At 43.8% G+C, this 16326-nt stretch carries 16 protein-coding genes; 13 read left to right on the top strand and 3 right to left on the bottom strand.

The window, feature by feature from the left end:
* The first annotated feature begins 182 nt into the window (after positions 1-182).
* The 10 genes from V7L31_RS11420 (at position 183) to V7L31_RS11375 (ending at position 10651) form a co-directional block, all read left to right on the top strand.
* Positions 183-2180 carry a GAF domain-containing sensor histidine kinase gene (locus V7L31_RS11420; RefSeq protein ID WP_334696325.1) on the top strand — a complete coding sequence of 666 codons (1998 nt, stop codon included), beginning with the start codon at positions 183-185 and terminating at the stop codon, positions 2178-2180.
* Positions 2181-2590: 410 nt separating this feature from the next.
* Complete coding sequence (locus V7L31_RS11415; RefSeq protein WP_334696324.1) at positions 2591-3616, top strand: S66 peptidase family protein; 1026 nt, start codon at positions 2591-2593, stop codon at positions 3614-3616.
* A gap of 75 nt (positions 3617-3691) precedes the next feature.
* Positions 3692-3913 carry a CAAD domain-containing protein gene (locus tag V7L31_RS11410; protein ID WP_334696323.1) on the top strand — a complete coding sequence of 74 codons (222 nt, stop codon included), beginning with the start codon at positions 3692-3694 and terminating at the stop codon, positions 3911-3913.
* 137 nt (positions 3914-4050) lie between these two features.
* Positions 4051-4185 (top strand): hypothetical protein, encoded by a 135-nt coding sequence (locus tag V7L31_RS11405; RefSeq protein WP_334696322.1) that lies wholly within the window; start codon positions 4051-4053, stop codon positions 4183-4185.
* A gap of 100 nt (positions 4186-4285) precedes the next feature.
* On the top strand, positions 4286-5485 hold the full coding sequence (locus tag V7L31_RS11400) for an ABC transporter substrate-binding protein (RefSeq protein WP_334696321.1): 1200 nt from the start codon (positions 4286-4288) through the stop codon (positions 5483-5485).
* On the top strand, positions 5478-7316 hold the full coding sequence (locus tag V7L31_RS11395) for an ABC transporter permease (protein WP_334696320.1): 1839 nt from the start codon (positions 5478-5480) through the stop codon (positions 7314-7316). The genes V7L31_RS11400 and V7L31_RS11395 overlap by 8 nt, the downstream gene beginning before the upstream one ends.
* On the top strand, positions 7313-8152 hold the full coding sequence (locus tag V7L31_RS11390; protein WP_334696319.1) for an ABC transporter ATP-binding protein: 840 nt from the start codon (positions 7313-7315) through the stop codon (positions 8150-8152). The genes V7L31_RS11395 and V7L31_RS11390 overlap by 4 nt, the downstream gene beginning before the upstream one ends.
* Positions 8149-8883, top strand: a complete 735-nt coding sequence (locus V7L31_RS11385) for an ABC transporter ATP-binding protein (protein WP_334696318.1) — start codon at positions 8149-8151, stop codon at positions 8881-8883. Before V7L31_RS11390 ends, V7L31_RS11385 begins: the two co-directional genes overlap by 4 nt.
* A gap of 354 nt (positions 8884-9237) precedes the next feature.
* Positions 9238-10437 carry an aminotransferase-like domain-containing protein gene (locus V7L31_RS11380; protein ID WP_334696317.1) on the top strand — a complete coding sequence of 400 codons (1200 nt, stop codon included), beginning with the start codon at positions 9238-9240 and terminating at the stop codon, positions 10435-10437.
* Between the two features lie 67 nt (positions 10438-10504).
* On the top strand, positions 10505-10651 hold the full coding sequence (locus V7L31_RS11375; RefSeq protein ID WP_334696316.1) for a hypothetical protein: 147 nt from the start codon (positions 10505-10507) through the stop codon (positions 10649-10651).
* 57 nt (positions 10652-10708) lie between these two features.
* Here the strand turns inward: V7L31_RS11375 and V7L31_RS11370 are convergent, their stop codons facing one another.
* The 3 genes from V7L31_RS11370 to V7L31_RS11360 form a co-directional block, all read right to left on the bottom strand.
* Positions 10709-11332 carry a J domain-containing protein gene (locus V7L31_RS11370; RefSeq protein WP_334696315.1) on the bottom strand — a complete coding sequence of 208 codons (624 nt, stop codon included), beginning with the start codon at positions 11330-11332 and terminating at the stop codon, positions 10709-10711.
* A gap of 227 nt (positions 11333-11559) precedes the next feature.
* Positions 11560-12171: an ATP-dependent Clp protease proteolytic subunit gene (locus V7L31_RS11365; protein ID WP_334696314.1), complete on the bottom strand. Its 612-nt coding sequence runs from the start codon at positions 12169-12171 to the stop codon at positions 11560-11562.
* Positions 12172-12324: 153 nt separating this feature from the next.
* Entirely contained in the window at positions 12325-12987 is a 663-nt protein-coding gene (locus V7L31_RS11360; protein WP_179067383.1) for an ATP-dependent Clp protease proteolytic subunit, read from the bottom strand.
* 238 nt (positions 12988-13225) lie between these two features.
* On the opposite strand from V7L31_RS11360, the gene V7L31_RS11355 reads away from it, so the two are divergent.
* Genes V7L31_RS11355 through V7L31_RS11345 form a run of 3 tightly spaced genes read left to right on the top strand, consistent with a single transcriptional unit; the run spans position 13226 to position 16195 of the window.
* Complete coding sequence (locus V7L31_RS11355) at positions 13226-14482, top strand: vWA domain-containing protein (RefSeq protein WP_334696313.1); 1257 nt, start codon at positions 13226-13228, stop codon at positions 14480-14482.
* Positions 14479-15759 carry a vWA domain-containing protein gene (locus V7L31_RS11350; RefSeq protein WP_334696312.1) on the top strand — a complete coding sequence of 427 codons (1281 nt, stop codon included), beginning with the start codon at positions 14479-14481 and terminating at the stop codon, positions 15757-15759. The genes V7L31_RS11355 and V7L31_RS11350 overlap by 4 nt, the downstream gene beginning before the upstream one ends.
* A 43-nt stretch (positions 15760-15802) precedes the next feature.
* Positions 15803-16195, top strand: a complete 393-nt coding sequence (locus V7L31_RS11345; protein WP_334696311.1) for an Imm32 family immunity protein — start codon at positions 15803-15805, stop codon at positions 16193-16195.
* Positions 16196-16326: the final 131 nt, after the last annotated feature.

Raw genomic sequence — 16326 nt, 5'->3', positions numbered from 1 at the left:
AAAAATATTACGAGAAAGTACTTAGGGGGAAATATGTTTAATAATTTAAATGTATTTAGTTTGCCCCCTACTTTATCTTTGATTTATAAATTATTCTATTTTCTTAAATTTCTTAATATCGGGTTGAATTTAAACCTTTTTTAGGGGAGCATTAGATACACAGATAAGATAATACTTTGTTTATGAACTTAAATTTAGAGACATCAAGCAAAACAACTGATTCAAACAACAACTGGTATAAAGCTGATAATTTATCAATGGGTTTCAGCTATCAAGCCGCAGTGAATGCACTAGGACAAAAAGCACTTTCAGGGGTTGAATTGTCGTATTTGTTCCAAGATACAATTGTGTTAGTAGCTCAAATACTAGATATAAAATATAGTCGAATTTGGCAACTACTTTCAGATAGTAACTCTTTACGTAAAGTCGCTAGCGTTGGAGAAACACCCTTAGAAACAGACTCTACCGAGATTAATATCACAACTAATCAACAAGTCCAACAATTATTAGAGAATACTCAGCCAATTATTAAGCTCAACACGCCCTTTTGTGAGATAGATGATTTAACTATCCCTTCTCCTCCAGATAGCGTTACTGGTTTGAGTGTATTAATTCCTGGTGCAGGTAAAGCTTTAGGTTTCCTAGAAGTATATGCTAGTGAGGCGAGAGATTTTTCTTCAGATGATGTTCATTTTTTGCAATCTGTAACCCATATCTTAGCAACAGCGATTGAACGCAAACGTTCAGAAGCGTTAATGTACACCCAAAGCAAAATTTTAGAACAAGTGACTTTTGGAGTTAACCTATATGAAATTTTTAATAATCTTTGTATTTTGCTAGAGCAAGAATTACCAGGGGCGTATTGCTCAATTTTAGTTGTAGATCGAGAAAATCGACAACTGCGGGGAGGAGCAGCACCAACTTTGCCAGAAGAATTTGCTAAGGGTGTGGATGGTTTGATGATTGGTGAATGTTGTGGTTCTTGTGGTACTGCTGCTTATCGAGGAGATTCAGTATTTGCTAATGATATTGCTACTGATGTTTTATGGGCTGATTTTCGAGATTTCGCTTTGAGTTACAATATTAGAGCTTGTTGGTCATCACCTTTTACTTCACAAATTGGTGAAGTTTTAGGGACATTTGCTATATCTCATAAATTTCCCTGTCATCCAACTCCGCATCATCTAGAAATTCTGAAAACAGCTACTCATATTGCCAGTATTGCAACAGAAACCGTCAGAGCCGCAGAAGCTTTACAAAAGGCTAACAACGAGTTAGAACGAAAAGTTACAGAACGAACAGCTGAATTAAGAAAGGCTCTGCTTGACTTACAACATACACAAGCTCAACTGGTTCACAGTGAAAAAATGTCGAGTTTAGGACAAATGGTAGCGGGGGTTGCTCATGAGATTAACAATCCCATTAGTTTTATTGCTGGTAATCTCGGATATGCAAATCGCTACATCAATGATTTACTAGATTTAATTGCAGTTTATCAAGAGCAATATCCTCAAGAAAATCCCAACATAGCAGCCAAAATAAATACTATTGATCTAGAGTATTTGTGTGACGATCTACCTAAATTAATGACATCTATGACAGTAGGTAGTGAGCGAATTACAGAAATTGTTCTTGGCTTACGGAACTTCTCACGACTAGATGAAGCAAAAATGAAGTCTGTAGATATTCATGAAGGTATAGATAACACATTAATGATTCTGAATCATCAGTTGACTCTGCCCAATAAATTACCTCATATCCAGATAGTTAAGGACTATAGTAACCTACCAAAGGTTAGTTGTTATGTAAACCAGTTGAATCAGGTTTTTATGAATATTCTTAATAACGCAATTTATACCTTAAAGGAGAATATTCAATCTTGGCAGTCTGAAAACCAGATACCAACTATTCAAATTAAGACTTTACTTATAGATAAAGAGAGAGTTTTAATTAGTATTAAAGATAATGGCTCTGGTATGAATCCAGAGGTTCAAGAACATATCTTTGATCCTTTCTTCACTACTAAACCTATTGGTAAAGGAACTGGTTTAGGGTTGTCCATCAGTTATCAAATAGTTGTCGAAAAGCATCAGGGTAAGCTCAGTTGTATCTCTGCATTAGGTAAGGGGACTGAATTTCAAATTGAAATTCCTATTCAAATTTTAAGTAGTCAGCAATAATATTGATTTCTAGAAGTCCTAATATTACAATACGCTTGGGTTTTCGAGACGCGATAAATCGCCGTCTCTACAAGTGTTTTGTTGCTCATTCTTAACTGTATTTAGTTATACACAATACAGTTAAGTTAAGCATTTGTCTCTTCTCTCAGTGCCGCGCCAGTTGCTTCTCCCAGGGGAAGACGCTACGCGAACAAGTCGGGGAACCCGCCCAACGCACTGGCTTCTCTGCGTCTCTGTGGTAGCCTGCGGCAAGCCCTCCGGGTTCAGCAGCGCTTTGCGTCTACGTTAAAAAAATTGACTTTGACAAAGGGTTTTAGTCTTAACCCAAGCATATTATGTTATAATTACATCTTTGCCAAACTGGGTACTGGGTATTAGGAAAACAATCTCTAGTCCCCAACTCAATGGTTATGACTATCAAACGTCGGGAATTTATCACAACTTGTGGACTTGCTACCTTAGCCACCCAGATACCATCATTTACCGCCCAAGGAAAGCCATCTCTAAACACCAGCAGCAAGCCGCCTCGCCTGCAAGCTGGTGATACAGTAGGATTGATTTCCCCTGCGGGTATCGTTGACGCCAAAGATATTGAAGCAGCGCAGCAATCATTTTCACAGTTAGGGTTAAAAGTCAAGCTGGGGAAGCATATTTTAGACCATTACGGCTATTTAGCAGGTAAAGATGCCGATCGCGCCGATGATGTAAACTTGATGTTTAGCGATCGCACCATCAAAGCAATTATTCCTATGCGTGGTGGCTGGGGCTGCAATCGCATTTTACCCTTACTCAACTATTCGCTGATCCGTTCCCATCCAAAAATTATCATCGGGTACAGCGATATTACTACCCTGTTGTTAGCAATTAATTCCCGTAGTCAAATGATTACTTTTCATGGGCCAGTTGCTACATCTACCTGGAATCAATTTACAGTAGATTACTTCAAGCGCATCCTATTTAATGGTGAAGCGGTAACTATGCAAAATCTCAACCCTAGCGAAGTACGCTTGGAGATAATAGCACCAGGAAAGGCGAGGGGTAAACTTGTGGGTGGAAACTTATCAGTACTATCAGCAATGGTAGGTTCACCTTACCTACCTTCTTGGAACAAAAGCATTCTGTTTGTGGAAGAAGTTGGCGAGGATGTTTATCGTATAGATAGGATGCTGACGCAATTAAAAACTGCTGGCATACTGAATCAAATTAGAGGTTTTATCTTTGGGCAATGCACTAAATGTAGTCTTGGAGATGAACCGTCATTTACGTTAATGCAAGTATTGCAACAACACATACTTCCTTTAGGTATTCCCGCTTGGTATGGTTCCATGATTGGTCATATTAAGGATAAATTTACCTTGCCAATCGGTGTAGAAGTGGAAATAAATGCTGAACTTGGGACAATACAAATGTTAGAGGCGGCTGTTAACCTTGTGTGAATAAGGCAAGAGGTTGGAATAAAAATTACCGTCAAGACTTTTTTTTGCTGCAACAGCGTCTATTTTGTGTTGCTTGTGATAACAGTTACAGCACTAAGAATTTTTCTAGCAGTACTCAAGGCCATAAATGATATTCCCCTAGTTTCTCCATTTCTCGAATTAATTGGACTTGGTTACACAATTTGGTTTGCTTTCCGCTATTTGCTCAAAGATTCGACTCGGCAAGAATTAGCAGTAGAAATCCGCTTGCTTAAAAAACATATTCTAGGCATAGAAGAATCACATACTTTAAGCTAGCTAAACCTGGATTTCTCACTCGTGAGAAATCTGGGCCATGCCCAATGCCCAATACCCCTCTTGATTTTTCTAGCTAGGTGTGAGATGTTCTTACTCAGTTAATACAACGGTAAATCGATTAGCTTGCCGTAGTTTAAATGATTTTAGCGAGATTTCCAGCTTCTCAACCCCAGGATAAGGCTATTACAGCATGGTGGAAATCAACCAACATATTTGTAAAAGGAACTGGAGATTGGGTATTAGCTGCGCGATCGCCGCGACTACGTGACTAGTTTAATTTTGCTTTTATCTACACCTGTAAACATACATTTTTTGAGCTATTGAGATTGCTCTGTAGAAATTTTCGATTTTAATTCCCGGAGGGGTTGATTAATGTCACTTCTGTCAAATTTGCAGCGATCGCTATATACATACGTACTACTTGGACTGCTAACTTTTATTGTGGTCGCTTGTAGTGCCAGTTCTCAACAAGTACAATCCTCAGCGACGGAGCCAATTTACATTGGGGTGAGTGGCCCATTGACTGGTAATAATGCCCAGTATGGTGCCCAGTGGAAAAAAGGGTTTGATTTAGCACTCGACGAAATCAATGGGGCTGGCGGTATTAAAGGGCGTAAGCTGGCATATATTTTTGAAGATAGCCAGAGCGATCCGAAGCAATCTGTGGTTATTGCTCAGAAATTTGTTGCTGACCCTAAAATTGTCATTGAATTGGGAGATTTTAGCAGCCCAGCATCAATGGCTGCATCGCCAATTTATCAACGTAACAAACTAGTTCAGTTTGGCTTTACTAACTCCCATCCCGATTTCACCAAGGGCGGTGATTATATCTGGAGTAATGCAGTTAGTCAAAAAGATGGAGCGCCACTACACGCCAATTATATCCAAGCCTTGGGTTTAAAGCGGATTGCCGTATTCCATCTCAACACTGACTGGGGAAAAACTAGCTATGACTTATTTGCTCAAAGAGCTAAAGAAAACGGCATTGAGATTTTATTCACAGAACCTTATTTGGCTGATGAAAAAGACTTTCGGACTTCTCTAACTCGTGTACGTGAAGCTAAACCTGATGGAATCGCGTTGATTTCATATTATAGTGACGCCGCGTTGATTATTCAGCAGGCGCGATCGCTGGGCATCAACTTACCAATTGTCACCACTGGCTCAAACCACTCACCCAAGTTTCTCGAACTTGGTGGTAAGGCAGTAGAAGGCATTTATCTGACATCCAATTTTTCACCCTTTGATTCACGCCCAGAAGTACGGGAATACTTGAAAAAGTTCGATGCTAAATATCATGAGGAACCAGATTCCTTTGCCGTCCACGCTTACGACACAATTAAGTTAGTGGCAGCTGCGATTGACTTGGGTGGCCCGGATCGCACCGCTATTAAAGAATCACTGGGTAAACTCAAAGATGTACCTAGCGTTATTTATGGCAAAGTTACTTTCAATCCAGAAACACGGCGGGCAGTTAAACCAGTAGATAGGCGCTTAATCATTAAAAACGGAAAATTCGTACTCTGGGACGGCAAGAAGTTGGCGCAGGCTATGGTACAAGTATATGTCTGAGCAGATTGGTATTGCTTTGCTCGATCAAACTATCAATGGTTTGGTACTTGGTAATCTCTATGCCTTAGTAGCTATTGGGTTAGCGCTGATATTCGGAGTGGCAAATGTACTGAATTTTGCCCACGGCTCAGTTCACATGGCTGGTGCTTATGTCGGTTGGCTATGTATCACTCGGTTGCACTTGCCGTTAGTAGTAACCTTTGGATTAGTGGCTATTTTCTGTGGGGGTTTGGGGATAGGAATTGAGCGCATTGGACTAAGGGCACTCTACGGTTCAGCCCGGATTGCACCCTTGCTGGCAACTCTCGGTATCAGCTTGATTCTGGAACAAACAGCCCAAATCGTTTTTGGCCCGTTTCCCCAAGCATTTCCCAGTCCACTACCCTCAGAACGCATTCCCATTGCTGGAGTTAGCATTGGTGTTCTAGATTTGCTGATTGCTGGAATCAGTCTTGCTAGTGGGTTGTTTCTCTACTGCTTTTTGCGCTTCACCCGCTTGGGCTGGGCAGTCCGGGCAATGGCTCAGGATCGGGATGCGGCGCAGCAGATGGGTGTGGATGTAAATTTAGTTAACCAGGGGACTTTTGCCATTGCCTCAGCCCTAGCAGGGATTGTCGGAATGCTCGTGGGTATGTATTTCAACGTTGTTTTTCCGACAATGGGCTATCAGGCAGGACTCAAGGGCTTTGCGGCGGCACTACTGGGAGGACTGGGTAATATCCCTGGTGCGATCGCTGGTAGTTTAATACTAGGACTAACGGAAAGCTACGGGGTGGCATGGTTGGGAGCTAGCTATCGCAATCTGTTTGCTTTTATCATCTTGTTGATTGTATTGGTACTGTTTCCCAATGGGTTATTTGGTGGGAAGCGGGGGCTACCACCGGAGCCGCTTACAGGTACATTTATTGCCATCAGTCGGCCGTTACGCTTACCACCGAGACTTGTGTGGGGTTTGAGCTTGCTAGCTTTAGCGTTACCTTTGTTTGTTTCCAACGGTTATGTATTACAAACTCTTACCAACGCTTGGTTGTATGGTTTGCTAGCTCTCAGCCTCACACTGGTTGCAGGGACATCAGGGTTAATGTCCTTGGGGCACGCGGGATTATTAGCTATTGGTGGCTATGCCTCGGCGCTATTGGTGATGAGGTTAGGATTGCCCTTTGAGGTAGCGTTACCTGCGGCGGGATTAATTACTGCTGGCTTAGGTACGTTGTTGATATTACCTGCATTTCGACTGCGGGGCCATTACGTAGCGATCGCCACTTTGGGTATTGGTGAAAGTGTTGGTTTAATTTTGCTTAACTGGCAAAGTTTGACGGCTGGCCCTGTGGGTTTAAATAACATTCCGCCGCTAACTTTGGTAGGACAGCAGATTGTTACACCGCAAGCTACTTACTGGCTAGCGCTGATTCTATTGTTGTTGGTAGCACTGCTGCAAATGCGCCTGGTGCGATCGCATTTAGGACGTACCCTCAGAGCCATCCGCGAAGATGAAGTTGCAGCCCAATGTTACGGCATCAGCCTGAATCGCTATAAAACTCTAGTCTTTGCCGTTAGTAGCTTTGCTGCGGGAATTAGTGGGGCGTTCACAGCACACATGTACTCTTATATCAACCCCGAAACCTTCAATAACACGATTTCGATTCTGGGATTGACAATGGCAATTCTCGGAGGTTTGGGTAATACCGTCGGTGCGGTAATCGGTGCAATTTTGTTAATTATCCTCCCTGAGTTCTTTCGGGGTTTTGTCGAAGAACGGATCTTGATTTATGGCGTATTACTTGTGGTATTAATTCGCTTCCGTCCCCAAGGACTGATGGGGACAATATGAATATCCTGGAAGTTGCGAAGCTTTCTCGCTCATTTGGGGGAGTAGTCGCTGTCAATAACCTCGACCTCAAGGTAGGACTCGGTGAGGTAGTTAGTGTAATTGGGCCAAATGGTGCAGGCAAAACTACACTTTTTAACTTAATTAGTGGATTAGACCAACCAGACACAGGTAGTATCCAATTTTACAATCAATCAATTGTCGGATTGCGCCCAGAAGCACTCGCCTACCGTGGATTAGCCCGGACTTTTCAGCATGGGCGAGTCTTCGGAAATATCAGTGTACTGGATAACGTACTAGTGGGTGCCCATACCAGACTACGGGCTGTGCGTCCCAAATTGCCATTGCTGGGGCCCTTGGCAGAATTACTATTGGCACTGGTACAGCCTGCTGCTGTTAGGGAAGAAGAAGAAAAACTACGTCAGGAGGCGCTGAAAATTCTCAGCTTATTTGGCGATCGCCTCTTACCACGAGCAAATCTGCCTGCTCATAGTCTATCTTACGCCAACCGTCGGCGCATCGAAATCGCTCGGGCCCTGGCTTTACAGCCGCGTCTGCTGTTACTAGATGAGCCAACTGCTGGCATGAATCCCACCGAAACTGCCGAGATGCTATTATTGCTCCGCACACTGAAAGCTGGTGGTCTGACAATTTTGCTGATTGAACACAAATTGTCACTAGTAATGGAGCTTTCCGATCGCGTAGTGGTTATGGATAATGGTAAAAAAATTGCTGAAGGGTTACCCCAATTTGTGCGTAACCATCCAGAAGTAATTGAGGCATACTTGGGACATCGCAAAATCGGGGCAGCGATGGTGGGAGTGGAGGCAGAAACATGAGTACTGCACTTCTCAAACTAGATGGAATTGTCACTTACTACGGTTCAGTACAGGTACATTTTGATTTAAGCTTGGCAGTAAATCAAGGACAGATTGTTTGTCTACTTGGTGGCAATGCAAGCGGTAAATCAACCACCATGAAGGTGATTTTGGGTTTAGTGCGTCCCCGTAGTGGTATTGTGTCCTTCGCCAACGAGACTGTTACAGGTTTATCCACGCCACAACTAATTCGACGCGGAATTGCCTCAGTACCAGAGGCGCGAAGGCTATTTGGGGCGATGTCAGTACGGGAAAATCTGTTAATGGGAGCTTATACCCGTAGCGATCGCGCAACAATCAATGCAGACTTTGAGCGGGTTCTAGAACTCTTTCCCCGCCTGGGTGGACGCTTGCGCCAACGTGCGGGGACACTTAGCGGCGGTGAGCAGCAGATGGTAGCAATGGCTCGCGCACTCATGAGCCGACCCCGCTTAATTTGCATGGATGAGCCAACGATGGGTCTTTCACCTTTGTATGTCGAGCGCGTGCTGGAATTAATTGAGACGATTAATCAGCAGGGTGTAACCATATTTATGGTTGAACAAAATGCCAATTTAGCACTGCAAATTGCTCATTATGGTTATGTACTTCAAAATGGTCAAATTGTGCTGTCTGGCTCATCTGGTGAATTATTGAATAACCCGCAAATTCGTGATGCTTATTTGGGTGGTGAGGCGGTTTCGCAAATATGATGTGGTTGAAAAAGGGACTGGGGACTGGAAAAATTATTCGGGGATTCAGACCACTATCCAAGTTTTGTTCGTGCAGCGATCGCACTAATTCACCTGACACTGATTTTCAGATTTTTTGACCTCACACAGAGAAGCCAGTGCTTAGAATAAAACTGACCGAAGAAAGGCAGAGGGCAGGAGGAAGAAAATATTTTTTTTGCCCTCTGCCACAAGGTCTCAGAGCAACTAAATTTATTTATGGGGATTACCTCTTGTCTACGACAGGCTGCGCGAACGTCCTCCTGCCTCTTTAATATTAGTATTTGTTCGAGAAAATGCTGATTTCACATTAACCTAGAAGACAACTCCCTCTCTATGCCTCCCACCACTTCTGCTTACCAAATTACTGATTTATTCGCCGAACGAGCGATAAAAATCGCACCACCAACTTATGGCACTGAATTAACCAAAATTATCACTGTTAGCTTTGCCTATGGTTTAGCTGACCCAATTCTCTTTCCCCATGCCGACTTGGCTACTGCAAGTGCAGCTGTGCTGGCAGAAGAGGCTCCGATCGCTCTCAATTACGGGCCACCTTCAGCCCAACTTTATGAGCAAATTATCGTCCGCTTGCAGGCTCAAGGAATCCCTGCTGATCGCGATCGCGTGATTATTGGCTACGGTTCTGGTCAGATTTTGGGTTTGCTACCAGATGTATTTGTCGAACCTGGTGACGTGGTAATTGTGGAAGGGCCAACCTTCTTGGGAGTAGTGACTAGATTTGTCCACGCTGGCGCACGCCTAATTAGCATTCCTGTGGATGAATTAGGAATGGATGTGGACGCTTTAGAAGAAACTTTGAGCGATTTGAAAAAACAGGGGATTCGACCCCGATTTATTTACACTATCCCCACCTTTCATAATCCCACAGGCGCGACTATGCCATTATCTCGCCGCCAAAAACTGGTAGCGTTAGCGGCTGAATATGGTGTGCTGGTAGTGGAAGACGATGCTTATAGCGATTTGCGATTTCAAGGTGAAACAGTGCCCTCTCTGGCAAGCCTTGACAAGGATGGGTGGGTTTTATATGTGAGTACCTTCTCAAAAATTATTGCGCCTGGTATCCGGCTGGGTTGGGCTTGCGGCGATCCAGCAATTATTCAACGGCTGGCAATGTTCAAAAGTGAGGGGCCTGTGGGGCCATTTGTCAGCCATGTGGTCGCTCGCTACTGTGCTACAGGCAAACTAGATCATCACATTCAGGAGCTAATTGCTTGCTACAAACATAAGTGTAATTTGTTGTTAGAAGCGATCGCTCACGAGTTTCCCAGTGATGTAGTTGCTTTGCGACCAGGTGGCGGCTTTTTCGTTTGGTGTAAATTGCCACCACATATCAGCGCCAAAGCACTCCTAACTGCTGCCAATGAATACGGCATCAGCTTTCTACCAGGAACTCGCTGCTATGCCAATGGCCAGGGAGATGATGCCATCAGACTAGCTTTTAGCTTTCAAACAACGGAGAAGATTGTCGAAGGAATTGCTGTCTTGGGAAAAGTGTTGCGCGAATGGCGGTAATTCGTAATTCGTAATTCGTAATTTGTTACCTTGTTCCCAGCAACGAAAAGCATTTCCTTCTTAGACGATGTTTGAAAAGTTGTGGGCGAATAGAATTCGCTACTACACAGGCGAAGTCCGCCTCCGAGGACTAACACAAAATCAAGTTCTTCAACCCACGGAGGTGGGTTTTGTCTGTATAGCCGCGATTTCTAATCGCCAGGGTTGGTATTAAATTAGACTTTTCAAACAGCCTCTTAGACATGAAAACAAGATTGAAAAGTTTGTAAGCTTAAAAAATTTGTTCTAAACGTTGAAAATCGCGCTGGACTTCATACCAGAGACTTTTATTATGGGGGTCTGTCTTCAGAGCTTTTTTGAGATAAATTCTGGCTTTGAGTAGTTGTTTTTCCGAAATTAACGCCCGTCCCCAAATTTGATAAGCGATCGCTAGCCATTGGCGAACTTCTGCATCTGTTGACAACCGATCTGCTAAAGCTTCCGCTAGGGCGATCGCTTGGGGAAATCGTCTTTCTTGCAAAAATCGCTGTAATTGCTCATAAGTCTTCCACTTCAGCCGTTCTTCTATTTCCAACAGATTAGGCGGCTTTGGTTTCCCTGATTCTTGGCTTGTCACCGTTGTTACTGGTGCTTTCTGCCGCTGCGTTGCCTTGGTATCATCATGCCCAGATGTTGACACCTGACTTGAATGTGCAGCAGTTTCCTCTGGCAGTACTACTGTCAGCAGGAGTTTGTAAGCCTCTGTTAAGGCAATAAATTTATCTTTGGCTTTGTTGTCATCTGGGTTGATATCGGGATGATATTGCTGCGCCAGTCGTCGATAAGACGCCTTGATGTCAGCAAAAGAAGCTCCCGATCTTAAACCCAATAAACGGTAGCAATCTCCAAGATCCATCTTGAGCTATGAGCTATCGAATATGCAGCTAGAGGCTATCAGCTATCAGCTTCACGCCTGAACTATCAATAATAAGGGCTAATTTGCTTTTTTAAAGTTCAATGTTGACAGTTTGTTTAAAGAAGGGAGTGGGGAGTGGGGAGTGGGAAAGAGGCAGAGGGGCAGGGTGCGGGGGGCAGAGGGGAAAACTCTCCTCCCTTGCTCCCTGCCCCCTGCCCCCTGCCTTCCTACTCCCCAGTTATTACCGAGGTTCGTTCTTCAATCACACGGTCGATTAAACCGTATTCTTTAGCTTCTTCGGCAGACATGAAAAAGTCACGATCCATATCTTTTTCAATTTTTGCTATGGTCTGACCTGTTTTATCGGCATAGATACCATTAAGCTGATGACGAATCCGCAGGATCTCTCTAGCTTCAATTTCGATATCGGTTGCTTGTCCACGCGTGCCACCTGAAGGCTGGTGAATCATAATCCGTGAGTGCGGCAATGCTAACCGTTTGCCTTTGGTGCCAGCTGCCAGCAGGAAAGACCCCATTGAAGCAGCTAAACCTACGCAAATAGTCACTACATCTGATTTGATATGTTGCATGGTGTCAAAAATCGCCATGCCAGATGTAACCATCCCACCGGGGGAATTGATGTATAAATAAATATCTTTACCTGGATCGTCTGAATCCAGATACAGCATTACAGCAATAATTTGATTGGCAATTTCATCATCAATATCACGCCCCAAGAATATAATCCGTTCTCGGTAAAGGCGATCATAGATGCTAATCCAATCTGTATATTGTCCACCGGGCATCCGGTAAGGAACTTTAGGAACGCCTATAGGCATAATTTACTCCGTTTTTAATTAGTCATTAGTCATTAGTCATTAGTCATTGGTCATTAGTCATTGGTCGTTAACATTAATAATTTTTGGTTATTAACAAAAGACAAAGGACAAATGACATAGACGCGCCAGCGGCTTCCCGCAGGGTAGGACAAATTAAAGAACACTGGCAGGGAGTGGGGGATTTGCAAGTTCTTCTTTCTCAAAAACTCGGTCAATCAAACCGTATTCCTTCGCTTCATAAGGTGTCAGATACAACAACCTATCCATGTCTTTAGTAATTTTTTCTGGGGCCTGTCCAGTGGTGCGATGTAAGATATCAACTAACGCCCCTTTATTTACCAAAACTTCCCTGGCGCGAATTTGAATATCCGTTGCTTGACCTTGGGCGTAGCTCTTGGGCTGATGCAGGATAATTGAGGAGTGAGGCAAACTAGCACGGCAACCTTTTGTACCAGCACTGAGTAGCATTGCTGCCATACCCATCGCGGAACCGACGCAGATGGTGTGGATAGGAGGCTTGATATATTTCATGGTGTCATAAATGGCGAAGGCTTCGGTTTCAAAGCCAATGGGTTCGCCACTGTAGCCGGAAGTGCCGGTGGAGTTGATATAGATTTTAATCGGTTTTTCCGGGTCGTCGGATTGCAAAAACAGCAATTCGGCCACGATTAATTCGGTGACAGCAGGCACCAGTGGCATCCCAATATAGACAATTCGCTCCTTCAATAACAGGGAAGGTAAATCTGGCGGCGGTGTCCGGTAAAAGTTATCGCCGTAATATGGGGCTTGAACAGCCTTAATTGGGGAAATGTCCATAGCAACTGATCGCCTGAAACTATGCCGTTAACTGTAATACATCCTAGCGCGATGCACGCCTCCCTCAAGGTGCGGATTTCTCCCTAATGCTCAAGGCGGCTTCGCATCTGCCAATGCTTGGCTTCTAAGATATTCTGATTATATTAGTGTATTTGTGTTAGATAGGTTTTCCGTAGAGTTAAAGTAGTGCTTTGAAGTTATTTTTTAATATGTATCTCCTGAATAAGGACTTTGAGTTATGAAGGTTAGCTTGCAGCCTGCCTTGAATGATGGTAATTTGGACGCGAATCAACTGAACAGTCAGCGTCAGTTAGGAGTTTCGATTTCGGCGATCGCAGAGACTCAAGACCGCCATGTACCCCTGAATTTGTGCTTAATTCTCGATCATAGTGGTTCAATGAATGGGCGATCGCTAGAAACGGTCAAAAAAGCAGCGAATCGTCTGGTAGATCGACTCAATCCTGGCGATCGCCTCAGTGTGGTAGTTTTCGATCACCGTGCCAAAGTCTTAGTACCCAGTCAAAGTATCGAAGATCCAGAAAAAATCAAACAGCAAATTAACCGCCTAGCCGCCGATGGTGGAACTTCCATTGATGAAGGACTACGCTTGGGGATTGAGGAGTTGGCGAAGGGCAAAAAAGATACTGTTTCCCAAGCTTTCCTCTTAACCGATGGCGAAAATGAACACGGTGATAATAATCGCTGTTTAAAATTTGCTCAATTGGCTGCTAGCTATAATTTGACTTTGAACACTTTGGGATTTGGTGACAATTGGAACCAAGATGTTTTAGAAAAAATTGCTGATGCTGGTTTAGGTACTTTATCTTATATTCAAAAACCCGAACAGGCAGAGGAAGAGTTTAATCGCCTATTCAGCCGCATTCAAACGGTGGGATTGACTAACGCTTATCTGTTATTCTCCCTGATGCCCAATGTCCGGCTAGCGGAACTCAAACCGGTTGCTCAAGTTTCCCCAGACACAATTGAGTTACCACTGCAACAAGAAACTGATGGACGTTTCGCTGTGCGGTTGGGAGATTTAATGAAAGATGCAGAACGGGTAATCTTAGCTAATATTTATTTGGGACAATTGCCAACAGGTGAACAAGCGATCGCTAATGTGCAAGTCCGCTACGACGATCCATCTGCCAACAAAGTAGGTTTAGTTACACCAAATATCCCAGTTTATGCCCATGTAGTCAAAAATTACCAAGCAGACCTGAATCCCCAGGTGCAGCATTCTATTTTAGCATTAGCGAAGTATCGCCAAACCCAGCTAGCCGAGACGAAATTACAACAGGGCGATCGCTCTGGTGCGGCGACAATGTTACAAACGGCTGCGAAAACTGCCTTGCAAATGGGAGATACAGGGGCGGCGACAGTGTTGCAAACTTCTGCCACCCAGCTACAATCTGGTGGAGATTTATCTGAAAGCGATCGCAAGAAAACCAGAATTGTCTCCAAAACAATTTTGCAAGATACCCCTCCCCAATGAAAGTTAAATTGCTCTCGGCGTTAAATGACAATAATGTTGATGTGGCTCAAACAAGTAGCCAACGTCAACTAGCAATAACAATTTTTGCCATCGCTGGTGAGTCCGATCAAAATCTCCCCCTTAATCTTTGCTTGATTTTGGATAGAAGTGGTTCCATGCATGGACAACCAATTAAGACGGTGATCCAGGCAGTGGAAGGATTAATCGATCAGTTGAAACCAGGCGATCGCATCTCAGTTGTGGCTTTTTCTGGCACTGCGGAAGTCATTATCCCTAACCAAGCGATCGAAGACCCCGAAAGCATCAAATCTCAAATAAAAAGCAAACTGACTGCTAGCGGTGGCACTGCGATCGCTGATGGTTTGGAACTGGGAATTACAGAATTGATGAAGGGGACGAGAGGCGCTGTTTCCCAGGCGTTTCTGCTGACGGATGGGCATGGTGAAAGCGCTTTGCGGATTTGGAAATGGGATATCGGGCGAGATGACAACAAGCGCTGTCTCAAACTGGCGCAAAAGGCTGCCAAGCTAAACCTAACTATCAACACTTTTGGATTTGGCAATAGCTGGAATCAAGATTTGCTAGAAAAAATTGCCGATGTCGGTGGTGGGACTTTAGCCCATATTGAGCATCCTGAACAAGCTCTAGAGCAATTTAGCCGACTGTTTGGACGGATTCAATCGATTGGGCTAACTAATGCCTACTTGCTCTTATCTCTAGTGCCCAATGTCCGACTAGCAGAATTGAAACCCATTGCCCAGGTTGCCCCAGACACAATCGAGTTACCAGTGGAATCCGAAGCCGATGGTAGCTTTGCTGTCCGTTTGGGAGATTTGATGCAGGATGTGGAAAGGGTAGTTTTGGCAAACATTTATCTGGGACAATTGCCAGAAGGTAAACAAGCGATCGCTCATCTGCAAATCCGTTATGATGACCCGTTGGTTAACGAAGAAGGTTTACTTTCGCCCTTGATGCCAGTTTATGCAGATGTAGTGCGGACGTATCAACCGACTTCTAATCCCCAGGTGCAACAGTCTATTTTAGCATTAGCCAAGTATCGCCAAACCCAGTTAGCTGAGGCGAAATTGCAACAAGGCGATCGCACTGGTGCAGCCACAATGCTACAAACGGCAGCTAAAACCGCTTTACAAATCGGAGATAAAGGGGCGGCGACAGTGTTGCAAACTTCAGCCACTCGCTTGCAAGCTGGTGAAGAACTTTCGGAAGCAGATCTCAAGAAAACTAGGATTGTATCAAAGACCGTTTTACAGGAATAGTAAAAATCCAGCTTAAGGTAATGGATGGTTGAGATGGACAAGTATGATTCATATCCGTTTTAGTGACAACCATTATGGCGGTGAGATTGATCTATCAGGTACACCGGGAGATTTGAGAAGCATTCACCAATCGATTATTGAATTGCTTCAAGCTGAGGATGTGCAAGTTTGTATTCCTGCTAATGAAGTTGATCCAGCACATTATGATTCTTGTTTAAATTCGTTCCTCATTCGTAAGAGTGATTGTTCTCTCAAAGTTATGGTTGCTGGCAGTTCTTTAAAGATTGAAGGAACACCAGAGAAACTGGAAGTTTTTGCAGACTGGTTTAATTTTGACAATAGTACAGAATCAGGCTATCATCACCACTTTGACTACTACGAAGGAAATGAGTGGCTTGATCCTGGCTCAATTTCATTAGTAATCTCAGTTCAGTAATCTGTACATCGGCAACCGAACAGACGTGCAATAAAGTTACTATAGCGGTTCTCGCTTGAGTGAAATACACAATGTGGGAAGATGATGAATGTTGTAGCAAAGTGTATCTGGAATGAAAGCATACTCCACTG

The organism is Nostoc sp. (assembly GCF_036916655.1).
Taxonomy (GTDB): Bacteria; Cyanobacteriota; Cyanobacteriia; order Cyanobacteriales; family Nostocaceae; genus Nostoc.
This window is presented reverse-complemented; position numbering and strand designations above follow the sequence as displayed.

Coding starts and splice junctions, on each gene's coding strand:
- V7L31_RS11360 (WP_179067383.1), bottom strand. CDS start 12,987: ATGGACATTTCCCCAATTAAGGCTGTTCAAGCCCCATATTACGGCGAT.
- V7L31_RS11400 (WP_334696321.1), top strand. CDS start 4,286: ATGTCACTTCTGTCAAATTTGCAGCGATCGCTATATACATACGTACTA.
- V7L31_RS11385 (WP_334696318.1), top strand. CDS start 8,149: ATGAGTACTGCACTTCTCAAACTAGATGGAATTGTCACTTACTACGGT.
- V7L31_RS11370 (WP_334696315.1), bottom strand. CDS start 11,332: ATGGATCTTGGAGATTGCTACCGTTTATTGGGTTTAAGATCGGGAGCT.
- V7L31_RS11415 (WP_334696324.1), top strand. CDS start 2,591: ATGACTATCAAACGTCGGGAATTTATCACAACTTGTGGACTTGCTACC.
- V7L31_RS11345 (WP_334696311.1), top strand. CDS start 15,803: ATGATTCATATCCGTTTTAGTGACAACCATTATGGCGGTGAGATTGAT.
- V7L31_RS11420 (WP_334696325.1), top strand. CDS start 183: ATGAACTTAAATTTAGAGACATCAAGCAAAACAACTGATTCAAACAAC.
- V7L31_RS11395 (WP_334696320.1), top strand. CDS start 5,478: ATGTCTGAGCAGATTGGTATTGCTTTGCTCGATCAAACTATCAATGGT.
- V7L31_RS11405 (WP_334696322.1), top strand. CDS start 4,051: ATGATTTTAGCGAGATTTCCAGCTTCTCAACCCCAGGATAAGGCTATT.
- V7L31_RS11380 (WP_334696317.1), top strand. CDS start 9,238: ATGCCTCCCACCACTTCTGCTTACCAAATTACTGATTTATTCGCCGAA.
- V7L31_RS11350 (WP_334696312.1), top strand. CDS start 14,479: ATGAAAGTTAAATTGCTCTCGGCGTTAAATGACAATAATGTTGATGTG.
- V7L31_RS11375 (WP_334696316.1), top strand. CDS start 10,505: ATGTTTGAAAAGTTGTGGGCGAATAGAATTCGCTACTACACAGGCGAA.
- V7L31_RS11365 (WP_334696314.1), bottom strand. CDS start 12,171: ATGCCTATAGGCGTTCCTAAAGTTCCTTACCGGATGCCCGGTGGACAA.
- V7L31_RS11390 (WP_334696319.1), top strand. CDS start 7,313: ATGAATATCCTGGAAGTTGCGAAGCTTTCTCGCTCATTTGGGGGAGTA.
- V7L31_RS11355 (WP_334696313.1), top strand. CDS start 13,226: ATGAAGGTTAGCTTGCAGCCTGCCTTGAATGATGGTAATTTGGACGCG.